Below are 19970 nucleotides of genomic sequence, written 5' to 3'. Positions count from 1 at the left end.
ATAACTTAATTACAATTGATTGATGACTTAAATCTCTGTAAGGTAGCCGTTTTCATCAATATGATAATTTTTTCCATCAATATTGGCATTACGATTACGCCACATTTGACCATTGTTTGGATCGAAGTAAAGCTTATGTCCCTTGTAGTCTACAATTTCTCCCTGAACTCTTATTGGGAGACCAGCTGCATCACGGAAGTAGTAGTATTCACCCCAAACTTGTTGAAGTCCAGTTACTGCAATACCGTCTTTATCGAAATAGAGCCATCCAGGAATATAACCATGTGAATATTCAAAAAGCATATTCTTGTCGTTATAAATCATACGATTTTTGACAAGTTCACCAGTATAAGGTTCAAAGTAACGGATACCTTCTGGGAACCTAATAAATTGCCCCATAACATTGGTTTGGCTGTCATTGTTGTTGAATCCGATTCCTCGAGCTTGCCGTCCGTATTCAAAATAATAATATTCTTTTTCACCTTTCTTTTGCCAGCCTGTAACGTATTGTCCGTCATCGCCGAGGTAAAATGTTCCGAAATCCATGCTCTTATAGCCACCAGGAATTCCCCCTAGAGATCTGACATAGCGGTTTCGCCAAAGTTCACCATCATGTCCAAAGTAGTATGGCTTGCTATCAATGTAAACTTTATGGAAGTCATCCCAATCTCCTTGGTACCAAGGAATGGAGACTCTATACGCAGTATCAGGATAGAAATAGTAACGGTTTCCATTAATATCTTGCCAGCCTGTTACAGCCACACCATATTTACCAAAGTAACGGTATTCATCGTGAGGAAAATCAGCTACCTTGACAAACTGTTCAGTTATCCTATGCCCTAGATTCTGGTCGTAGAAATAATAATGGTTATTACGTTGGACAGACTCACCTTTGGCTTGTTTACCATCTTCATGGAAATACACGTGCTGATTGTCAACAACGTGTGCGCCTATAAGGTCTTTACCGTCTTTTTTGTAGTGCCAACTACCTTGTACGTCACTATACCATTGACCACCTGTAATATTTTCTTCAGGATCTTCGTCTTGAATTTCTGTGTTTTCATCGTTATTGAAGGAAGAAACATCAGTCTTAAGTCGATTTTCTGAGATGTCCTCATATCTAGCGTTTTCCATACTAGCAGTTTCACTTACTGTAGCTCCTGTTTTAGAAGTAGGTATTTCTGATCTTGTTGAAATTGTTTCAGAGATAACTGTGCTTGAAGCCTCTGAAGCGGGTTTAGCTGTTTCAGGAATAGCTGTAGTATCAGTGGTAACACTTGTAGCTTCGCTGGTGATAACGCTTGTGCCTGTTGGTGCATCTGTTATAGTTGCTGTTGGATTTTCATCAAGTGTCTTAGTCTCAACAGTAGCCACTACATTTTCTATAGCAGGTGCGACAACTTCGGTCTTAGCATTCGTATCAGATGCTTTTACTTCTTCCGCAAATGCAGGGCGAGCAACTAGGGAAAAAGCAGCTAGTGCGGTTACACAAGAAAGTGCCACAAGGTGCTTCTTGTACACGTGCCATGGATAATTCATTTCAGTATTCATAATAGACTCCTTTCATAAAATGAACACCGATGTTTGGGTGGTTATAAAGGAGCTCGCCGTTAAAATAGTGTTAAAAGTAGGCAAATCTGTTAAAACGACTGAGTCCCATATCTAAATCTCTCATGTCATGACCATAAGAAGATTTTATAGGGGAGCACGTCAAACGTGTGGCAAGGAGAATATGCTTATGCTGTGTAATTCATATCTAGAAACAAGTGTCTTCACTTATTTATCCTAATACTTTTATTTCTCTCCTTTCGTTTTATTATTGAATCCAGCCTATGGCATATGTCTTTAAATACAAAAAACTAGAACTTTTAGTTTGAAGCATTCTCTCTAAAGCTCTAGTTTTGTATTATAGACAGATGTGTGTATGAAAAGAGCCTTAGATTATCATGCCAAAGTGCCTAAGGACCAGTTTTCATGCATAAAAAATTATTTTGACGTTAGAATTCTAAAGCCAAGTTCCTAATCCTAATCCCTCTGTAGTACACTTTCAACGTTTTAGTAAAACGCTTACATGCTCACCTATCTTTATTATAATACTTTTTTAATTACAAACAAGTTTTTTTTACAAGATAATCGTAAATGTTAAAAAAATGTCATAATTGGGTTCTGTTTGAATGACAGTGATTGATTATATGAAAAAGGAAGTTGACCAACTGTCGACTTCCTTTTGTGTGAAATAATTGAAATCCATAGTCACTTGTAAATGACTATCGAAGGATATGGCCAACCCCGTCATTATCGAAGTAATAAGTAACGTGACTGATTGTCAAGGTTACATTTTCAGCACGATTACCAGATCCAGGAAGGTAGTAATAAGTCTTACCATCTAAAATGATGAGTTTATCTTTAGCTTGTATACCCTTATATTGTCCATAATCATCATCGTAGAAGTAGACATGCTTGCCATCGATAACTCTTCTACCAGTCAGAATATTTCCCTTACTATTTGCATAATACCAGTTATTCTTATGTTCGAAGTATTTTCCGGTTACAAGGGCACCAGTCTCTTTGTCATAATAACGATTACCACGGTATGGATAATCAAACTCACCTTTCACTTTTTCACCGTAGCTAAAGTAGTACTGAATTCCGTCCAAGTATTTAGCACCGTTAAACTTCTTTCCTTCTTCATCAACATAAAACTCTTTGCCGCCATCCTCAACCAATCTATCTGTTACTAAAGCACCATTATCTTTATCGTAATAGTGATTATCAGGTGCAAAATGGCCTTTGTATTGGACGCCATTGGTGCCGAAATAAACGTTGACGTTATCAATGGTTTGAGCACCAAGGAGGAGGTAACCCTTGTCATTGACATAGTACCAGTTACCTTCGGAATCACTGATATAGCGGTTTCGTTCGGTTGATTGACTTTTAATGCTGAGGACACCAGATTGGTCTGCCACATAGGTCTTACCATTAATGTCAAAGGTGGTATCTTTTACCTTTCGACCGTTATCTTTATCAAAATAGTAAACTTTTCCATTGACATCAACGAACTCTCCTTTTGCTTGGCGACCAGTTCCTAAATGGAAATACATGTCATAGCCATCAACAGTTGTTGAACCTTTCACTGGCCATCCAATTTCGTCGTAGTAATGCCAATACCCATCTTTATCTTGGACAAAATAAGCAGTCTTTTGTCGAAGGTCCTTAAAATCACTAGAAATGAATTTACCAACCCCATCATTATCAAATTCATAGATATTTGGAAATTCTCTCATAATATAGTGTGTAGGAATATTCAATCGTTTATTTCTAGCAATGGTACCATCATTGTAGAAGTAATAGTTATTGAAAAATCTGTGCACGACCATGTTTCCATCATCTTGGAAAAAGTACTTATTACCATTGATGGTTTGCCATCCTGTGACTGGTAGGCCATCGGCACCTAAATAATACCGTTCGAGTTCAGGATGTTCATTGTTATCATAATTTGCATAAGGAGCTTCGTCAAATCTTATTTCTTTAGCATAGTTTTCTTCAGGAATAAATCGTCCAGCTTTGAAGGTGACGAGGCGGTTCGTCACAAGGGCGCCGTTATCTGGGTCGTAGAAATATGATTTACCATTGACCTTACGGCGTTCACCCTTGACCTGTCTACCATCTGAGTCAAAGTAATAGGTTAAGCCGTCAATAGTTTGTGGTCCAGTAACTAGCTTTCCATCTGTATTCATATAATACCAATGCCCAGAATTATCTTGTAGAAAAGCTGGATGGTTATTAGCTAATGTTACGACGCCACTAGCATCAATATTTAGTTGGAAGTCACCATTCTTGAGATGAGTGTCTTTAATTAATTGCCCCGGATTTTCTTTGCCAGCATCTCCAAAAAGATAGAGTTTGTCACCAACCACGTTCAAGCCGTAGCTAAGTTGGTCGTTTCTATCGGGATTAAAGTAATAGGTTTGTCCTTTGATATCTTGTAAGCCAGAAACTCGCACACCATCGCTACCTAGATAGTAAGTTTGACCATTTTCTTCAACAAATTCATCATGGAGCATACGTGCACTATCTGTAAAGTAATAGAGTTTTCCATCAATGGTTTCGAAACCAGGATGTTCTCGCTCTTTTTTGAAATAATAGCGTTCTCCATTAATATCTTGCCATCCCATAAGCTTATTACCGTTATTATCGTAGTAATAAGTAACGTAATAAGGATGTCTTAAGGTAATAAGACTACCTACATAGTTAACTGTTTCGATGCGTTCTTCTTGTTCGGTGACAAATCCATTTCTTTTTTCAGTAAAGGCAGAACGGTCAGTTCCTCTCGTGGTATTTTCGTTTGGGATATCACCAACAGATGACACATTCTCAGCTGTAACACTCTCACTAGTCGTTGTACTTACCTCGGAATGTGCAGTTTCAGAACTAGCTCCTTCCGAACTAGCTGTGCTTGTGACTTCAGAGCTTGGTTTTTCAGAGACTGTTTCTGTTGAAGCAATTTCTGAGGCAGCTACTGGTGCTTCTGATACTGTAGCAGTTTCGCTTGAAGCGGTAGCAGGTGTGTTTTCTGTAGGTTTAGCTGTGGCTTCACTAGTCGCTGGAGCCTCGACGTCAATAGCACCTTCTTTGATGATGGCTTCAACAGTCGCTTCATTAACAGGGGTAGGCTGTTCTTCAGCTGAAGCGTAGTTAAGGCCTGCAAAACTCAATCCTAAAGTGAGTCCTGTCACTGCAATAGTTACCCAATGTTTTTTAACTTTGTGAAGTTTAAAATGTACTTTCTTTTCCATGATAATTCTCCTTTCATTGAAAGACAAATTGGAATTATATGTGTGAAATAAATATTATTCGTAAATATATTTAATAACCCTTCCATCACCGTTTTCATCGAAATGAACAAGCTCAGCTTTCACCTTGTAACGAATTGAGTGATTAAAAGTAATATCAACATTTTTAGCACGTTTTCCAGTTTTTGGGTAATAATAATGGTAGTAGTAGTCATTTCCCGCCCAAATTGTTCGCAATTCATCGTAGCCTAGTCTACCATCATCGTGAAAATAGTAGTAATCATCTCCAATCTTTTGTTCACCCTTATAACATTTACCATCACTACCAACATAGTAACGATAACCGTCAACGTCAACGAATTTGTCACGTCCTAAGTCAACAAGTTCACCAGTATTCTTGTCATAGTAATAACCATCATCAGCAACAATACCTTTAGCTTGTTTACCATCTTTATCAAAGTAAACCTTTACATTATCGATAGTTTTATGTCCAGTAACCTTTTGGCTATTTTCATCGACGTAGTACCAACTATCAGAATATTTTTTACCAAAATATCTTGTAATTGCACCAGTTGAGGTGTCTGCTAGACTAGGGTATCTATCGAATTGAAATACTTGAACATAATTATGGTCGATAGGGTCATTACCTAGGTCAGTAATAAAATGCCATGGTTTTATTTGAACATAACGTTTTGTGACTAAGGCTCCGGTGTCTTTATCGTGATATCTACCATCTGGTGCGAAATCCCCTTTTAATTGTGGGCCATCAGGGTAGAAGTAGTAGTCCTCACCGTTAATAATCTGGTAACCTGACACTTTGTAGCCACTATTATCTAGGTAGTATCGGAATGTAGTTGAGATACCATTAGCACGCCATTCACGAGCGATTCTTACAGTACGTTCTCTGAAAGTATTTCTTGCTAAGTTACCTGTATGTTTATCGTAATATTTACCGTTTTTTGCGAAACCTCCTTTTACTTGCTCTCCATTTTCATCGAAGAATACAGTTTCACCATTAATAGTATGTTCGCCTTTTAAAGCTATTCCTTCGGAACCAAAATAGTAAAATGGTTTTGTATCATCGCTAAATCCATTGTGGTTAGAAGGAACGTATAAGTTCCTAGCTAGATGACCATTATCATTCATATAATGGATATTGTGGTAGTCATCATAGAACAGTCCATTTTTTTTGATATCATCTTTCTTTTCAGTAATGACACCTTCTTGATCTGAAATATAAAGTTTATCGTTCACTTCAAAAAGTGTTCCAATGACACGCTCACCATTAATTTTATCGTAGTAGTATTTGTTTCCTCCTTGTTGAATAAACTCTCCTTTAGATTGCTTTCCGTTATGGTCAAGATAATACCATTTACCATTTATCATAACTGATCGGTTGACACCTAAATTAACACGAGCACCGGTATCTTTATCATAATAGTAACCATCGTCTGCGAATTGGTCTTTGATTTGTTCACCATAGGCATTGAAATAAACAGCAACACCATTTATTGTTTGGGGACCGTGAAGGAATTTTCCGTCATATCCTGCATAATAGGTGACTTTTCTAATTTTAGGGTTAAGATAGTCATTCTCTAGGTGATAGATAGTAACGTATTGATTTTTGACCATCATTCCTTGGTAGTCATAATAATAGCTGTTTTCAAAGTCATCGGTAACAATTTGGTTGCGATAGTTTAAAGCATATGGTACTTCAGAGAGTTTACCTTCATTATCAGCTTTATAGGTCTTACCATCGATTTGAATAAGAGAGTTGATAACCATTTGTCCATTATGCAAGTCATAGTAATGTTTTGGTAGACCTGAATTTGAGTAGCTAGCTTCACCTTTTAGTTGACGACCATCACTGTCAAAACAAACATGATAACTATCGACAATTTGGTTTCCAATGAGTTTTTGACCATTTTCATCGACATAGTACCAGTTTCCATTGTCTTCTACATAAGCATTGGTAACAAGTTCACCACTATCCTTGTCATAGAAGTGTCCATTCGGAGCGAAGTGTCCTTTAACTTGGACTCCACTGTCCTTAAAGTAAACTTTGATGTTATCAATGGTTTGTTCGCCAATAAGTTTATTGCCATCGGCGTTGCAGTAATACCAGTTTCCTTTATCATCGCTGACATATTGGTTATGGAATCTAGAATCACCTTGGATAGTAATGTTACCCTCTTTATCTGCGATATAATGGATACCGTTTAACTCAAAAGATGTATCCTTGACTTTACGACCATTATCTTTGTCGAAGTAGTAGATTTTATTATCAATATTAATGAATTCGCCTTTAGCTTGATGTCCTTCTGGACGAGATGATTCATGGAAGTAGAGTTCAAAGCCATCAATAGTCTTAGGTCCAGTGACAGGAAATCCGTCTTTGTTGAAGTAATACCAACGACCTTCGTAGTCCATCATAAATTGATTTTTTGGATATTCTATAGTATTTTCTGAAGGAAGAGTATAGTAAATTGGGAACGGATAAGTCACAATGTTTAGTTGTTTATTGAGATAATGTGCCACCCCATCGTGGTCTGAATAAAATACATATGGCATAGACTTCCAAAGACCCTTTTCGATGATAGGAAATTGTTTGTTTTTGGCTAAGGCCCCTTTGTCATCAAAGTAGTAGCGTTTGTGATCTAATTCCATTAGTCTATGAACAGCAACTTGGCCATTGTCATAGATGTAATAGTCGTCACCTAAAATTGTCTGACGACCTTTCTTAAGTGTGTTACCATTTTTATCGAAATAGTAACGTTCTAATCCAGGCATTACATAATAGTTTGGTTCGATATAAGCAGGTTCATTGAAGTAAACAACTTTACTATAGTTTTCTTCTGGAATATAGTGGTTGTCTTTGAATGTAATAAAACGGTCTGTTACTAGCTTGCCATCGTTTTCATCGTAAAAGTGGAGTTTGTCGTCAACTTTCCTAAGCTCCCCTTTTACCATAGTGCCGTCATCGTTAAAGTAATATTGAAAACCGTTGATTTCTTTTGGTCCGGTAACCAGCTGCCCTTTTGCATCTACATAATAGGTAACACCATTTGCATCTGAAACGAAACTCTCTCTTTTATCTGTCTTTTTTGTGATACCTTCCGCTTCAACAGTGATGGTGAAATCACCATCTTTTTGTGAGGTATCTAAAGTTGTTTTATCAGGAGAAGTACTTATGATGAGGCTTTCGTTGTTTGTAGGTGTATTTGTTGCACTTACTTCAGAATGCACGGTTTCATAATTAGATGCTTCCGAACTAGCTGTACTTGTGACTTCAGAGCTTGGTTTTTCAGAAACTGTTTCTGTTGAGGCTACTTCAGAGCTGGCCACTGGTGCTTCTGACACTGTGGCAGTTTCGCTCGAAGCGGTAGCAGCTGTATTTTCTGTAGGTTTAGTTGTGGCTTCATTACTTGCTGGAGCATCGACGTCAATAGCGCCTTCTTTGATGGTGGCTTCAACAGTTGCTTCATTAACAGGGGTAGGTTGTTCTTCAGCTGAAGCATAGTTGAGACCTGCAAAACTCAATCCCAAAGCTAGTCCTGTCACTGCAATAGTTACCCAATGTTTTTTTACTTTGTGAAGTTTAAAATGTACTTTCTTTTCCATGATAATTCTCCTTTCATTTTAAACTGTCATTATTGAGAAGGAGTCTTTATAACTTCATTAACTAATGAGTGTTCCGTTTCCATCAGCATCAAAATGATAGGTTTCCCCTTTAATAGTAATGTCAATATTTGACAAACGGGCACCTGAGTTAGCATCGTAGTAGTGGATTTTACCATCGACGGTGACTAGTTCACCTTTGGCTTGTTTACCGTTACTGTGGAAGTAGACTGGAACATTGTCAATGGTTTGTTCACCGGTCAAGGCGTACCAGTTTGGACCAAAGTAATACCAACTACCTTCCCATTCATGGTATTGATTTTTAAGAGCAGCGCCTGTTGCTTCATCCAGATAGTAGATGTGGCTACTGTTAGGGATAGTATCACTGTAATACGCATAGATGAGCTCACCTCTACTTTGCATTCCGTAGTAGTATTTACGAGTAGGAAGTCCAAAGTAGTAGAGTTCGCCATCGATAACTTGAACGGAGACTAATTTGTTTCCCTTACCGTCTAAATAATACCAGTGATTATCTTTGGTTTTAACGAAACCAGCTTTTGTGACTTTTTTACCATCAAATCCGATATAGTCTCCACTATCTCCGTGGCCTGTGAATTCTCCGAAGGCCTGATGACCATCTCCAACGATAAGATTCACTTCTTCACCATGAACAATATGTGTTCCTGAGTAAACTTTTCTACCATCTTGACCAACATAATAGCGTTTGCCATCGACTTCGACGATTTGGTCTCGGACAGCAGCACCTGTGTCTTTGTCATAAAAATGATCAGCATTGGCAAAAATACCTTTGGCTTGGACACCGTCTTTATCAAAATAGACTTCTACACCACCTATAGTTTGAGCACCAATTAATTTATCGCCCTTATCATTGACATAGTACCATTTGCCATCTTTTTCGACATAACGGTTGGTAACGAGGGCTCCACTATCTTTATCATAATAATGGCCGTTTGGCGCAAAGTCCCCTTTAACTTGAGAATAGTCATCACGGAAGTAGACATTGACATAATCTATCACTTGTTCACCCTTTAAAGGATAACTAGATTTATCAACATAGTACCATTTACCTCCAGCAGTAACATAACTATTTTTGGCTGTAACTGGAGTCAATTTACCATTTTCATCTGCAATTGATGTTGGGTATCTATCATCTACAGCAATAAAAGTGAAAGCATTGGTGAGGATAGCACCTCTTACGCCGTTAATGTATTTAGAAAACTGAGCATAGTACCAGTTTCCATCAACTTGGAACAGTGGGTTTGGGCTGCCAGGGACATCATCTCTTAGTGAACCAGATTCATCAAAATAGTAGAGTTGTCCATTAATACGCTTGAATCCATGAACAACATGTCCATTTTCATCAGCATAAACGGAAGGTGTCCAGAGGTATCCTCTCAGGTACATGTATCTGATTTTACCCCAGCCATTATAGACTTTTTGTCCCTGTTCATTGTAATAACTTTCAGTACCATCAGGATTCTTGAATTTAGAATAATAGACCATGTCTGGTTGGAAGTAGTACTCTTTACCGTCGATGGTTTTAGGGCCAGTGTAAATATTACCGTCATTGTCATAGTAGTAATAAATGTCGTCGCTGGTTCCGTTAATGTAGCGAGTACTATGATAGAGGGCAATCTTATTATTCCAAAGTTCGCCATTTTCAGGATGGAAATAATATCCTTTACCCTCAATAACTACTCTTTGTCCTTTTGTTTGAAGCCCCTTGTCATTAAAGTGGTAAGTTTTGTCTCCAATTTCTTGAAGGCCAGTCACTTTTTCACCTGTCTTATCTACATAATACCAGTGGTTATCGCCAGTAGTAACAAAAGATTCAGTTGTTAGATGTCCAAGTTCACCATCATAATAATGTCCATCTTGGGCAAAGTTTCCTTTGACCTGTTTACCATCCTTGTCAAAATAGACATGCTGTCCATCAATTAGGTTTGGACCTGTCAGATCCTTGCCATCTTTTTTGTAATGCCAATTGCCTTGTTCATCACTATACCATTGACCACCCGTGATATTCTTTTCAGCAGAGGGAACTTGAGAATTAGGGGTATCAGTATCACTAGTTGTTGGTGACGAATTCTCAGCTGTAACACTTTCACTAGTCGTTGCACTTACCTCAGAATGTGTAGTTTCAGAATTAGCTACTTCCGAACTAGCTGTACTTGTGACTTCAAAGCTTGGTTTTTCAGAAACAGTTTCTGTTGAAGCGACTTCAGAGCTAGGTGCTGGTGTTTCTGACACTGTGGCAGCCTCGCTCGAAGCGGTAGCAGCTATGTTTTCTGCAGGTTTAGCTATGGCTTCATTACTTGCTGGAGCATCGACGTCAATAGCGCCTTCTTTGATGATGGCTTCAACAGTAGCTTCATTAACAGGTGTAGGTTGTTCTTCAGCTGAAGCGTAGCTGAGTCCTGCAAAACTCAATCCCAGAGCAAGTCCTGTCACTGCAATAGTTACCCAATGTTTTTTAACTTTGTGAAGTTTAAAATGTACTTTCTTTTCCATGATAATTCTCCTTTCATTTTAAACTGTCGTTATTGAGAAGGAGTCTCTATAACTTCATTAACTAATGAGTGTTCCGTTTCCATCCGCATCAAAGTGATAGGTTTGCCCTTTAATAGTAATGTCAATATTTGACAAACGGGCACCTGAGTTGGCATCGTAGTAGTGGATTTTACCATCGACAGTGATTAGTTCCCCTTTAGCTTGTTTACCATCACTGTGGAAGTAGACAGGAACATTGTCAATGGTTTGCTCACCGGTAACTTTATCACCATTGACATCAACGTAGTAGAAATAGTCCTCACAATCGAAGTCTTTGCTTGAAAGTGGGTAGTGACTAATGTCTACTGGTATTGTGTTATCATTGGGATCAAGAATAAAATTATGTGGGTACTGGATAAAAAAGTTATCGACAGGATTACCGTATTTATCTTGAAATTTCCAGTTATAGATATGGACGTAACGGTTTGTTACAAGTGCACCAGTATCCTTATCATAGTAGTGTCCATCAGGAGCAAAACGTCCCTTAACCTGTGCTCCATTAGGGAAGAAGTACATTTTGACATAATCAAGTGTTTGAGGTCCTTTTAGTGGTCGGCCTTCCCTATCAAGGTAATACCAGTCCTTTGCATATATAGTTTCGCCATATATGGTACTACCAACGGAAGTCAATCCTTCTCTAAAAGTATTGGTCACTAGTTCACCAGAATCTTTGTCATAGAATTTACCGTTTTCAGCAACCCTTCCTTTGGTCTGAAAACCCCAAGGATTATCAAAGTATAGTTTTTGACCATTAATTTCAACTTCTCCTGTTGCAGCTGTACCATCTTTTGTAAAATAATACCAAAATCCATTACGTTCGAAAAAGCGATTTTTCAAGACTTTACCACTATGATCAACATAATAGACCTTATTATTTTCATAGATAAAACGATCTCGTAACATTTCTCCAATGTCATATTGTTTATACGTATTTTCTGGACGGAAGTAATAGAAATCGCCATTAATTTCCTGAAGTCCAAGAACTATTTGTCCTTTATCATCAAGGTAGTAGGTTGAATCATTTTCATTAACAAAGCCTGCATGGGTTACTTTGCAACCATTGTCTTTATCATAGTAGTACTTAGGCATGTAATAATATTTGGAGATAAACTTCGGATCTCTTACAAATCCTCCTTTAATCTGTTTACCATCATGTGGATCGAACATAACATCTTGTCCATCAATAATGTAGGCCCCTTTTAGTGGGCTACCGTATTTATTAACATAGTACCAATTACCATTAACTTCAACGTAACGATTGGTTACGAGATTTCCTGTATTGATATCGTAGTAACCTTTAAGGTCATTATATATATCTATTAAGGCCCCCTTGACTTGTTGTCCATTATCCCGGAAGAATACTCTTTGTCCCTTAATGATTTGGGAACCGATAAGGTTTTCTCCGCTTGCATTCTTATAATACCAGTTACCCTGTTCATCGCTATAGTAGCCGTTAGGGTTTGGAGCATCTTTACCAATTCCATTTTCATCAAAGTTATAAGTCATCCCATTGATCGTTAGGCTTGTATTTACAACACGAGCTCCAGAATCAGGATCATAGTAACGGAGGACCCCATTATCAAGAACAAGCTCTCCTTTAGCTTGACGGCCGTTTGAGTAGAGATAGACGATTTGTCCATTAATAAGGGTTTCCCCATCTTTAGGACGAATAGCATTTCCATCATCACCGTAGTAGTACCATTTATCATTTTCTTTAATTGTTTGTTTTTTAACTAACTGACCGGTTTCTGAGTCAAAATAGTAACGACGGGTAATGTTTGTGGGTGTTCCATATTTATTAGAAGTTGGAAGAGTCTTTCCATCTTCTAGCTCTATGCTGATTCCTTTTTGCATGACACCAGAGTCGATTTCGAAATAATAAAGATTACCATCAATCATACGAGTTCCTGTATATTTAGAACCGTCATTATTGATAAAAAAGGTCCTTCCTTCTTTATCTTGAACGAGACCTTCTTTTCTAACCCTAGCTCCGGTGTTAGGGTCATAATAGTGCATCTTATCAAGATTACCAGAATACTTTTCACTAAAGTCTCCTTTGACTTGAGTACCGTCATAATCAAAATAAACTTCTTGCCTATCAATGGTTTGTTCTCCCTTGAGAGGAATACCATCCTTGTCAACATAGTACCAGTTTCCCTTATATTCTAGATAACGTTTGGTTTGTAGTTGACCAGTATTATCATCAAAATAACGGTATAGTTTGTGATTTACGATTTGTGGTCCTTTAATTTGTTTTCCGTCCTCCCAGAAGGAGACTCTTACGTTATCAATCGTTTGATCTCCAGTAAGTTTTTTCCCATTAGCATCTTCATAGTACCAATTCCCCTGTTCATCACTGTAGTAGTGGCCGCCAGTGATATTATTTTCAGCAGAGGGAACTTGAGAATTAGGGGTATCAGTATTACTAGTTGTTGGTGACACATTCTCAGGTGTAACACTCTCACTAGTCGTTGTACTTACCTCAGAATGCGTAGCTTCTGAACTAGTTGTGCTTGTGACTTCAGAGCTTGGTTTTTCAGAAACAATTTCTGTTGAAGCCACTTCAGAGCTAGCTACTGGTGTTTCTGACATAGTGGCAACCTCGCTCGAAGCGGTAGCAGCTGTGTTTTCTGCAGGTTTAGCTGTGGCTTCATTACTTTCTGGGGCATTGACGTCAATAGCGCCTTCTTTGATGATGGCTTCAACAGTTGCTTCATTAACAGGGGTAGGTTGTTCTTCAGCTGAAGCGTAGCTGAGTCCTGCAAAACTCAATCCCAAAGCAAGTCCTGTCACTGCAATAGTTACCCAATGTTTTTTAACTTTGTGAAGTTTAAAATGTACTTTCTTTTCCATGGTAATTCTCCTTTCATTTTAAACTTTTTACATACTGCAAAATAAGGGCTGTCATGAGAGTTTATGAAAAGTGAGCATTGGGTAGAGTCCCTAACGATGTAAGTTAATCTTTTTATGACAATCCTTATTTCTCCAAGTCTCCTCAATTTCGGTATTACGAGACTGTTCAAGGCAAACATGAGTTCTGACGAAATGATTCTAGAAAAACGAGAGCCGTTCGGAATTTTCCTCCTTTCTAAGCATGGAAGATCTCGTTTATTTTGGGTTTCTAAGATACAAAAAACTAGAGCTTACTAGTATGGGGCGTCCCCTCTAGAGCTCTAGTTTGAAATGATGCTGTATTCTTTTTATGAGCCCTAGTTTGATGGTTCAAAGTGACTCAGGAATGGTTATCCTACTATAATCCTTATTTAGGCATTAGGTAACTAATGTCAATCATTTAGATAATCCCCAAGTGTCCTTTAAAGCAAAATTAAAACGCTTACATGTTCACCTAGCTTCATTATAATCCTTTTTTAAGAATAAACAATAGAAACTAACAGAAATGCCTAAAATGTTAAAGAACTGACATAAAAGATTCTATATTTAGTTTCGTTAGTCAAATAAGAATTCACCTGTGTAAATCATTTATATTTTTAATTTTTGTTCCTCATAGACAGACTACGATCTTAGTCAGATGAAAAATTAGAGTCTTTCTATCTAAAATTTTCTTTTCAGAATTGTCTTTTTAGGGTCTACTTCTCTCATAGTTTTGCTATCTCTTAAGCTTAATTGAAGCTTGCTTTAATGTTGAAAAGTCTTTAAGGATAAGCGTTTGAAGGTGTTTGCGAATCAGATACTCTCTATTTAAGACCTTACATGTGGTGTAAGGTCTCATTTTCGCTAATCAAAGTTAATATAACTGAGCTTGTGGCAGAGATTTATGAAAAGAAGATGACTTTTTCCTATTTGTAATTTGTCTGAATATATCATAGAGTAGAGTCAACAACAGAAAAAGGATGATTGATATAGATGGAAAATAAGGTACGTTTTAAACTACACAAGGTTAAGAAAAACTGGGTAACTATCGGGGTGACCACTCTCTCAATGGTTGCCTTGGCAGGTGGAAGCCTCCTATCTCAAGGAAAAGTAGAGGCCGATGAGACGAGCGCACCTAACGGTGATGGCTTGCAGCAACTGAGTGAGGATGGGACTGCCAGTCTAGTGACGACAACAACTGTTACTGAGCAAGCTAGTGCTCAAGCAAGTGTGTCAGCAGTAGAAACAGCCAGCGTAAGTCACGAAACAAGCTCTCAGGAGGCGACAAGTGCAGTCAGCCAAGAGGCAACTGTCCAAGCACAAACTAGTCCAGTTGCCAGTCGGGAAGTGGCAGTTTCTTTGCAAACTCAAGCTAGTGCTCAAGAGACACAGACTACGGAACAAGCCTCACAAGGTCAGACATCAACTCAAGTAGCTGGGCAAACAAGTGCTCAGTCTACTCCAAGTGTGACAGAACAAGCAAGACCTAGAGTCTTGACCAATGCTGCACCAGCAATTGCCACACGCGCTGCTGACAGCACTATTCGTATCAATGCTAACCGCAACACTAACATCACGATTACGGCCAGCGGTACGACACCAAATGTAACCATTATCACAGGGCCAAACACTCCTAAGCCAAACGTGACGGTGACAAGTCCAAATGGCACAAGACCAAATGTGACCATTGTAACGCAGCCAAATCAACCAAACAAACCTGTTCAACCGAGTCAACCGTCCCAACCTAATAAGCCAGTCCAACCAAGTCAGCCAAGTCTTGACTATAAACCAGTAGCTTCCAACTTGAAGACTATTGATGGCAAGCAGTATTATGTTGAAAATGGCGTTGTGAAAAAGAACACAGCGATTGAACTTGATGGTCGTCTTTATTATTTCGATGAGACTGGGGCTATGGTGGATCAAAGTAAACCTTTGTATCGTGCCGATGCCATTCCAAATAACTCTATCTATGCGGTTTATAACCAGGCCTATGATACGTCAAGCAAGAGTTTTGAACACTTGGACAATTTCTTGACGGCTGATAGCTGGTACCGTCCAAAACAGATCTTGAAGGACGGGAAAAATTGGACAGCTTCAACTGAGAAAGATTATCGTCCCCTTTTGATGACTTGGTGGCCAGACAAGGTGACACAAGTCAACTACCTCAACTATATGAGTCAACAAGGGTTTGGTAATAAGACCTATACGACAGATATGATGAGCTATGACTTGGCAGCCGCTGCCGAAACGGTTCAACAAGGAATCGAGGAACGTATCGGTCGTGAGGGCAATACCACTTGGCTTCGCCAGTTGATGTCAGACTTCATCAAAACACAGCCTGACTGGAACTCTGAGAGTGAAGACAATCTCTTAGTTGGTAAAGACCACTTGCAAGGAGGAGCACTGACCTTCCTCAATAATAGTGCGACAAGTCATGCCAATTCAGATTTCCGTCTCATGAACCGCACACCGACTAACCAAACGGGGACACGCAAATACCATATTGACCGTTCAAATGGTGGTTACGAGTTGCTCTTGGCAAACGATATCGACAACTCTAACCTAGCTGTTCAGGCTGAACAACTAAACTGGCTCCACTACATCATGAATATTGGTTCTATCCTTGGCAATGATCCAAGTGCCAACTTTGACGGTGTTCGTATCGATGCGGTGGACAATGTGGATGCGGACCTCTTGCAGATTGCTTCTGACTACTTCAAGGAAAAATACCGTGTGGCTGACAATGAAGCCAACGCTATTGCCCACTTGTCAATCCTTGAAGCTTGGTCCTACAACGATCATCAATATAACAAGGATACCAAGGGTGCCCAGTTGTCCATTGACAATCCACTACGTGAAACGCTTTTGACAACTTTCTTGCGTAAGAGCAATTACCGTGGTAGCTTGGAGCGAGTGATTACTAACTCTCTTAACAATCGTTCAAGTGAGCAGAAACACACGCCACGTGATGCCAATTATATTTTCGTGCGTGCCCATGATAGTGAAGTGCAAGCTGTTTTGGCCAATATCATCAGCAAGCAGATTAATCCAAAAACAGATGGTTTCACCTTCACTATGGATGAGCTCAAACAGGCTTTTGAAATCTACAATGCGGACATGCGCAAGGCTGATAAAAAGTACACCCAGTACAATATCCCAGCTGCCTATGCCACAATGTTGACCAACAAGGATAGTATCACTCGTGTTTACTACGGGGACCTCTTTACCGACGATGGCCAATACATGGCTGAAAAATCACCATACTATAATGCCATCGATGCCCTGCTCCGTGCTCGCATCAAATATGTAGCAGGTGGTCAAGACATGAAGGTTACTAAGCTTAATGGCTATGAAATCATGTCATCTGTGCGTTATGGTAAAGGAGCAGAAGAAGCCAACCAGCTTGGTACTGCCGAAACACGCAACCAAGGAATGCTCGTCCTTACAGCCAACCGTCCAGATATGAAGTTGGGAACAAATGACCGTTTGGTGGTCAATATGGGAGCTGCCCACAAAAATCAGGCTTACCGTCCATTGCTTCTCAGCAAATCGACAGGTCTTGCGACCTACCTCAAGGATTCTGATGTGCCAGCTGGATTGGTTCGCTATACGGACAATCAAGGGAACTTGACTTTCACAGCAGACGATATTGCTGGTCATTCAACCGTTGAAGTTTCAGGTTATTTGGCAGTTTGGGTGCCAGTGGGTGCCTCAGAAAACCAAGATGCCCGCACCAAGGCTTCGACGACCAAGAAGGGTGAGCAGGTCTTTGAATCATCAGCAGCTCTTGACTCACAAGTCATTTACGAAGGCTTCTCAAACTTCCAAGATTTCGTTAAGACACCAAGTCAATACACCAACCGTCTTATTGCTCAAAATGCCAAACTCTTCAAAGAGTGGGGAGTCACTTCCTTTGAATTTGCGCCACAGTACGTGTCTAGCCAAGACGGAACCTTCTTGGATTCTATCATTGAAAATGGGTACGCCTTTGAGGACCGTTACGATATTGCCATGAGCAAGAACAACAAATACGGTTCACTCAAAGACCTCATGGATGCCCTTCGTGCCCTTCACGCAGAAGGTATCTCAGCCATTGCTGACTGGGTTCCAGACCAAATTTACAACCTTCCTGGAAAAGAAGTGGTAACAGCTTCACGTACCAACAGCTACGGCACACCACGTCCAAATGCCGAAATCTACAATAGTCTCTATGCAGCTAAAACACGTACCTTTGGAAATGACTTCCAAGGCAAGTACGGTGGTGCCTTCCTTGATGAATTGAAGGCAAAATACCCAGCTATCTTTGAGCGCGTGCAGATTTCAAACGGCCGTAAATTGACAACCAATGAGAAAATCACGCAATGGTCAGCCAAGTATTTCAATGGAAGCAATATCCAAGGTACAGGGGCTCGCTATGTCTTGCAAGACAACGCAACAAACCAATACTTCAACCTGAAAGCAGGTCAAACCTTCCTTCCGAAACAAATGACTGAAATCACAGCAACTGGTTTCCGTAGGGTTGGAGATAAGGTCCAATACCTCTCAACGAGTGGCTACCTTGCTAAGAATACCTTCATTCAAATCGGTGCCAACCAGTGGTATTACTTTGATAAGAACGGTAACATGGTCACAGGTGAACAGGTCATTGATGGTAAGAAATACTTCTTCCTAGACAATGGTCTCCAGCTACGTCATGTCCTTCGCCAAGGCAGTGATGGTCACGTCTATTACTACGATCCTAAAGGGGTTCAGGCCTTTAACGGATTCTACGACTTTGCAGGTCCTCGCCAAGACGTTCGCTATTTTGATGGCAACGGTCAAATGTATCGTGGTCTCCATGACATGTATGGCACAACCTTCTATTTCGATGAAAAGACTGGTATTCAAGCCAAAGACAAGTTCATCCGCTTTGCGGACGGACGCACACGTTACTTCATTCCAGATACAGGAAATCTCGCAGTCAACCGTTTTGCGCAAAATCCTGAAAACAAGGCTTGGTATTACCTCGATAGCAACGGTTATGCCGTGACAGGCCTTCAAACTATTAACGGTAAGCAATATTACTTTGACAATGAAGGCCGTCAGGTTAAAGGACACTTTGTCACTATCAATAACCAACGTTACTTCCTTGATGGCGATAGTGGTGAAATTGCCCGTTCACGCTTTGTGACGGAAAACAACAAGTGGTACTATGTCGATGGCAATGGTAAGTTGGTTAAAGGTGCTCAAGTCATTAATGGTAATCACTATTATTTCAACAATGATTATAGCCAAGTCAAGGGTGCCTGGGCCAACGGCCGTTACTATGATGGTGATTCAGGTCAGGCCGTAACCAACCGCTTTGTCCAAGTTGGTGCCAACAAATGGGCTTACCTCAACCAAAATGGTCAAAAGGTAGTTGGTCTCCAACATATCAATGGTAAACTTTACTACTTTGAAGGCAATGGTGTCCAAGCCAAGGGTAAACTCCTGACTTACAGAGGCAAGAAATACTACTTTGATGCCAACAGTGGTGAAGCCGTGACCAATCGCTTTATCCAAATTTCTCGTGGTGTTTGGTATTACTTTAACGCCTCAGGCCAAGCCATAACTGGTGAACAAGAACACCTCTACTTTGACGCTTCTGGCCGTCAGGTCAAAGGCCGTTACGTCTGGGTTAAAGGCCAACGCCGTTACTATGACGCCAATACTGGAGCTTGGGTCAGAAAACGATAAGTAGGCAGAGAAAATGTATTTTTGGGACTATCCCAGAAGCTTATAGATTGAAAATCAGTAGCTTTCCACATAATTTCAAAACTTTTAAGTACTTGAAGTATTTTCCTTCAAGTACTTTTCTTTTATCATTTCCCCTCGAAATGTCTAGTGGATTGTAAACAAACAATGAGTTTGATTAATAGATTCCTAAATAAACTACTTACTTTCGTTTTAAACTATACTCAGTCCTCTAATGATGGGGGAGATAAAACGGCTAAACATCGAAATTTCTGTGTAAAGTTAACAAAATCCAAACGTTCTTTTGGTAACGTTTTCTAACATATAAAGGCTATAGGTATATATCTTAGGCTTGTTTTTCAAATGGATTATGGGTAGAAGGTTAGTCTTATGAGACTAGGGTTA

At 39.5% G+C, this 19970-nt stretch carries 6 protein-coding genes; 1 reads left to right on the top strand and 5 read right to left on the bottom strand.

Annotated elements, in window-relative coordinates:
• Positions 1-27 precede the first annotated feature (27 nt).
• The 5 genes from A6J31_RS05960 to A6J31_RS05940 all read right to left on the bottom strand — a co-directional run bounded on the left by A6J31_RS05960 (position 28) and on the right by A6J31_RS05940 (position 13835).
• Positions 28-1551, bottom strand: a complete 1524-nt coding sequence (locus A6J31_RS05960; RefSeq protein WP_004182219.1) for a glucosyl transferase — start codon at positions 1549-1551, stop codon at positions 28-30.
• 716 nt (positions 1552-2267) lie between these two features.
• On the bottom strand, positions 2268-4796 hold the full coding sequence (locus A6J31_RS05955) for a KxYKxGKxW signal peptide domain-containing protein (protein WP_080610689.1): 2529 nt from the start codon (positions 4794-4796) through the stop codon (positions 2268-2270).
• A gap of 54 nt (positions 4797-4850) precedes the next feature.
• The gene (locus A6J31_RS05950; RefSeq protein WP_080610688.1) at positions 4851-8414 is read right to left on the bottom strand and encodes a KxYKxGKxW signal peptide domain-containing protein; all 3564 of its coding nucleotides are present in this window, start codon (positions 8412-8414) and stop codon (positions 4851-4853) included.
• A 57-nt stretch (positions 8415-8471) separates the two neighbouring features.
• On the bottom strand, positions 8472-10943 hold the full coding sequence (locus A6J31_RS05945; protein WP_080610687.1) for a KxYKxGKxW signal peptide domain-containing protein: 2472 nt from the start codon (positions 10941-10943) through the stop codon (positions 8472-8474).
• A gap of 57 nt (positions 10944-11000) precedes the next feature.
• Positions 11001-13835: a KxYKxGKxW signal peptide domain-containing protein gene (locus tag A6J31_RS05940; protein ID WP_080610686.1), complete on the bottom strand. Its 2835-nt coding sequence runs from the start codon at positions 13833-13835 to the stop codon at positions 11001-11003.
• Positions 13836-14846: 1011 nt separating this feature from the next.
• On the opposite strand from A6J31_RS05940, the gene A6J31_RS05935 reads away from it, so the two are divergent.
• Positions 14847-19568: a glycoside hydrolase family 70 protein gene (locus A6J31_RS05935; RefSeq protein WP_080610685.1), complete on the top strand. Its 4722-nt coding sequence runs from the start codon at positions 14847-14849 to the stop codon at positions 19566-19568.
• Positions 19569-19970 lie beyond the last annotated feature (402 nt).

The organism is Streptococcus sp. FDAARGOS_192, from assembly GCF_002073815.2.
Classification (GTDB): domain Bacteria; phylum Bacillota; class Bacilli; order Lactobacillales; family Streptococcaceae; genus Streptococcus; species Streptococcus salivarius_H.
This window is presented reverse-complemented; position numbering and strand designations above follow the sequence as displayed.

Excerpts from the sequence above, each read along its gene's own strand:
- A6J31_RS05940 (WP_080610686.1), bottom strand. The coding sequence starts at position 13,835 with ATGGAAAAGAAAGTACATTTTAAACTTCACAAAGTTAAAAAACATTGG.
- A6J31_RS05935 (WP_080610685.1), top strand. The coding sequence starts at position 14,847 with ATGGAAAATAAGGTACGTTTTAAACTACACAAGGTTAAGAAAAACTGG.
- A6J31_RS05945 (WP_080610687.1), bottom strand. The coding sequence starts at position 10,943 with ATGGAAAAGAAAGTACATTTTAAACTTCACAAAGTTAAAAAACATTGG.
- A6J31_RS05960 (WP_004182219.1), bottom strand. The coding sequence starts at position 1,551 with ATGAATACTGAAATGAATTATCCATGGCACGTGTACAAGAAGCACCTT.
- A6J31_RS05955 (WP_080610689.1), bottom strand. The coding sequence starts at position 4,796 with ATGGAAAAGAAAGTACATTTTAAACTTCACAAAGTTAAAAAACATTGG.
- A6J31_RS05950 (WP_080610688.1), bottom strand. The coding sequence starts at position 8,414 with ATGGAAAAGAAAGTACATTTTAAACTTCACAAAGTAAAAAAACATTGG.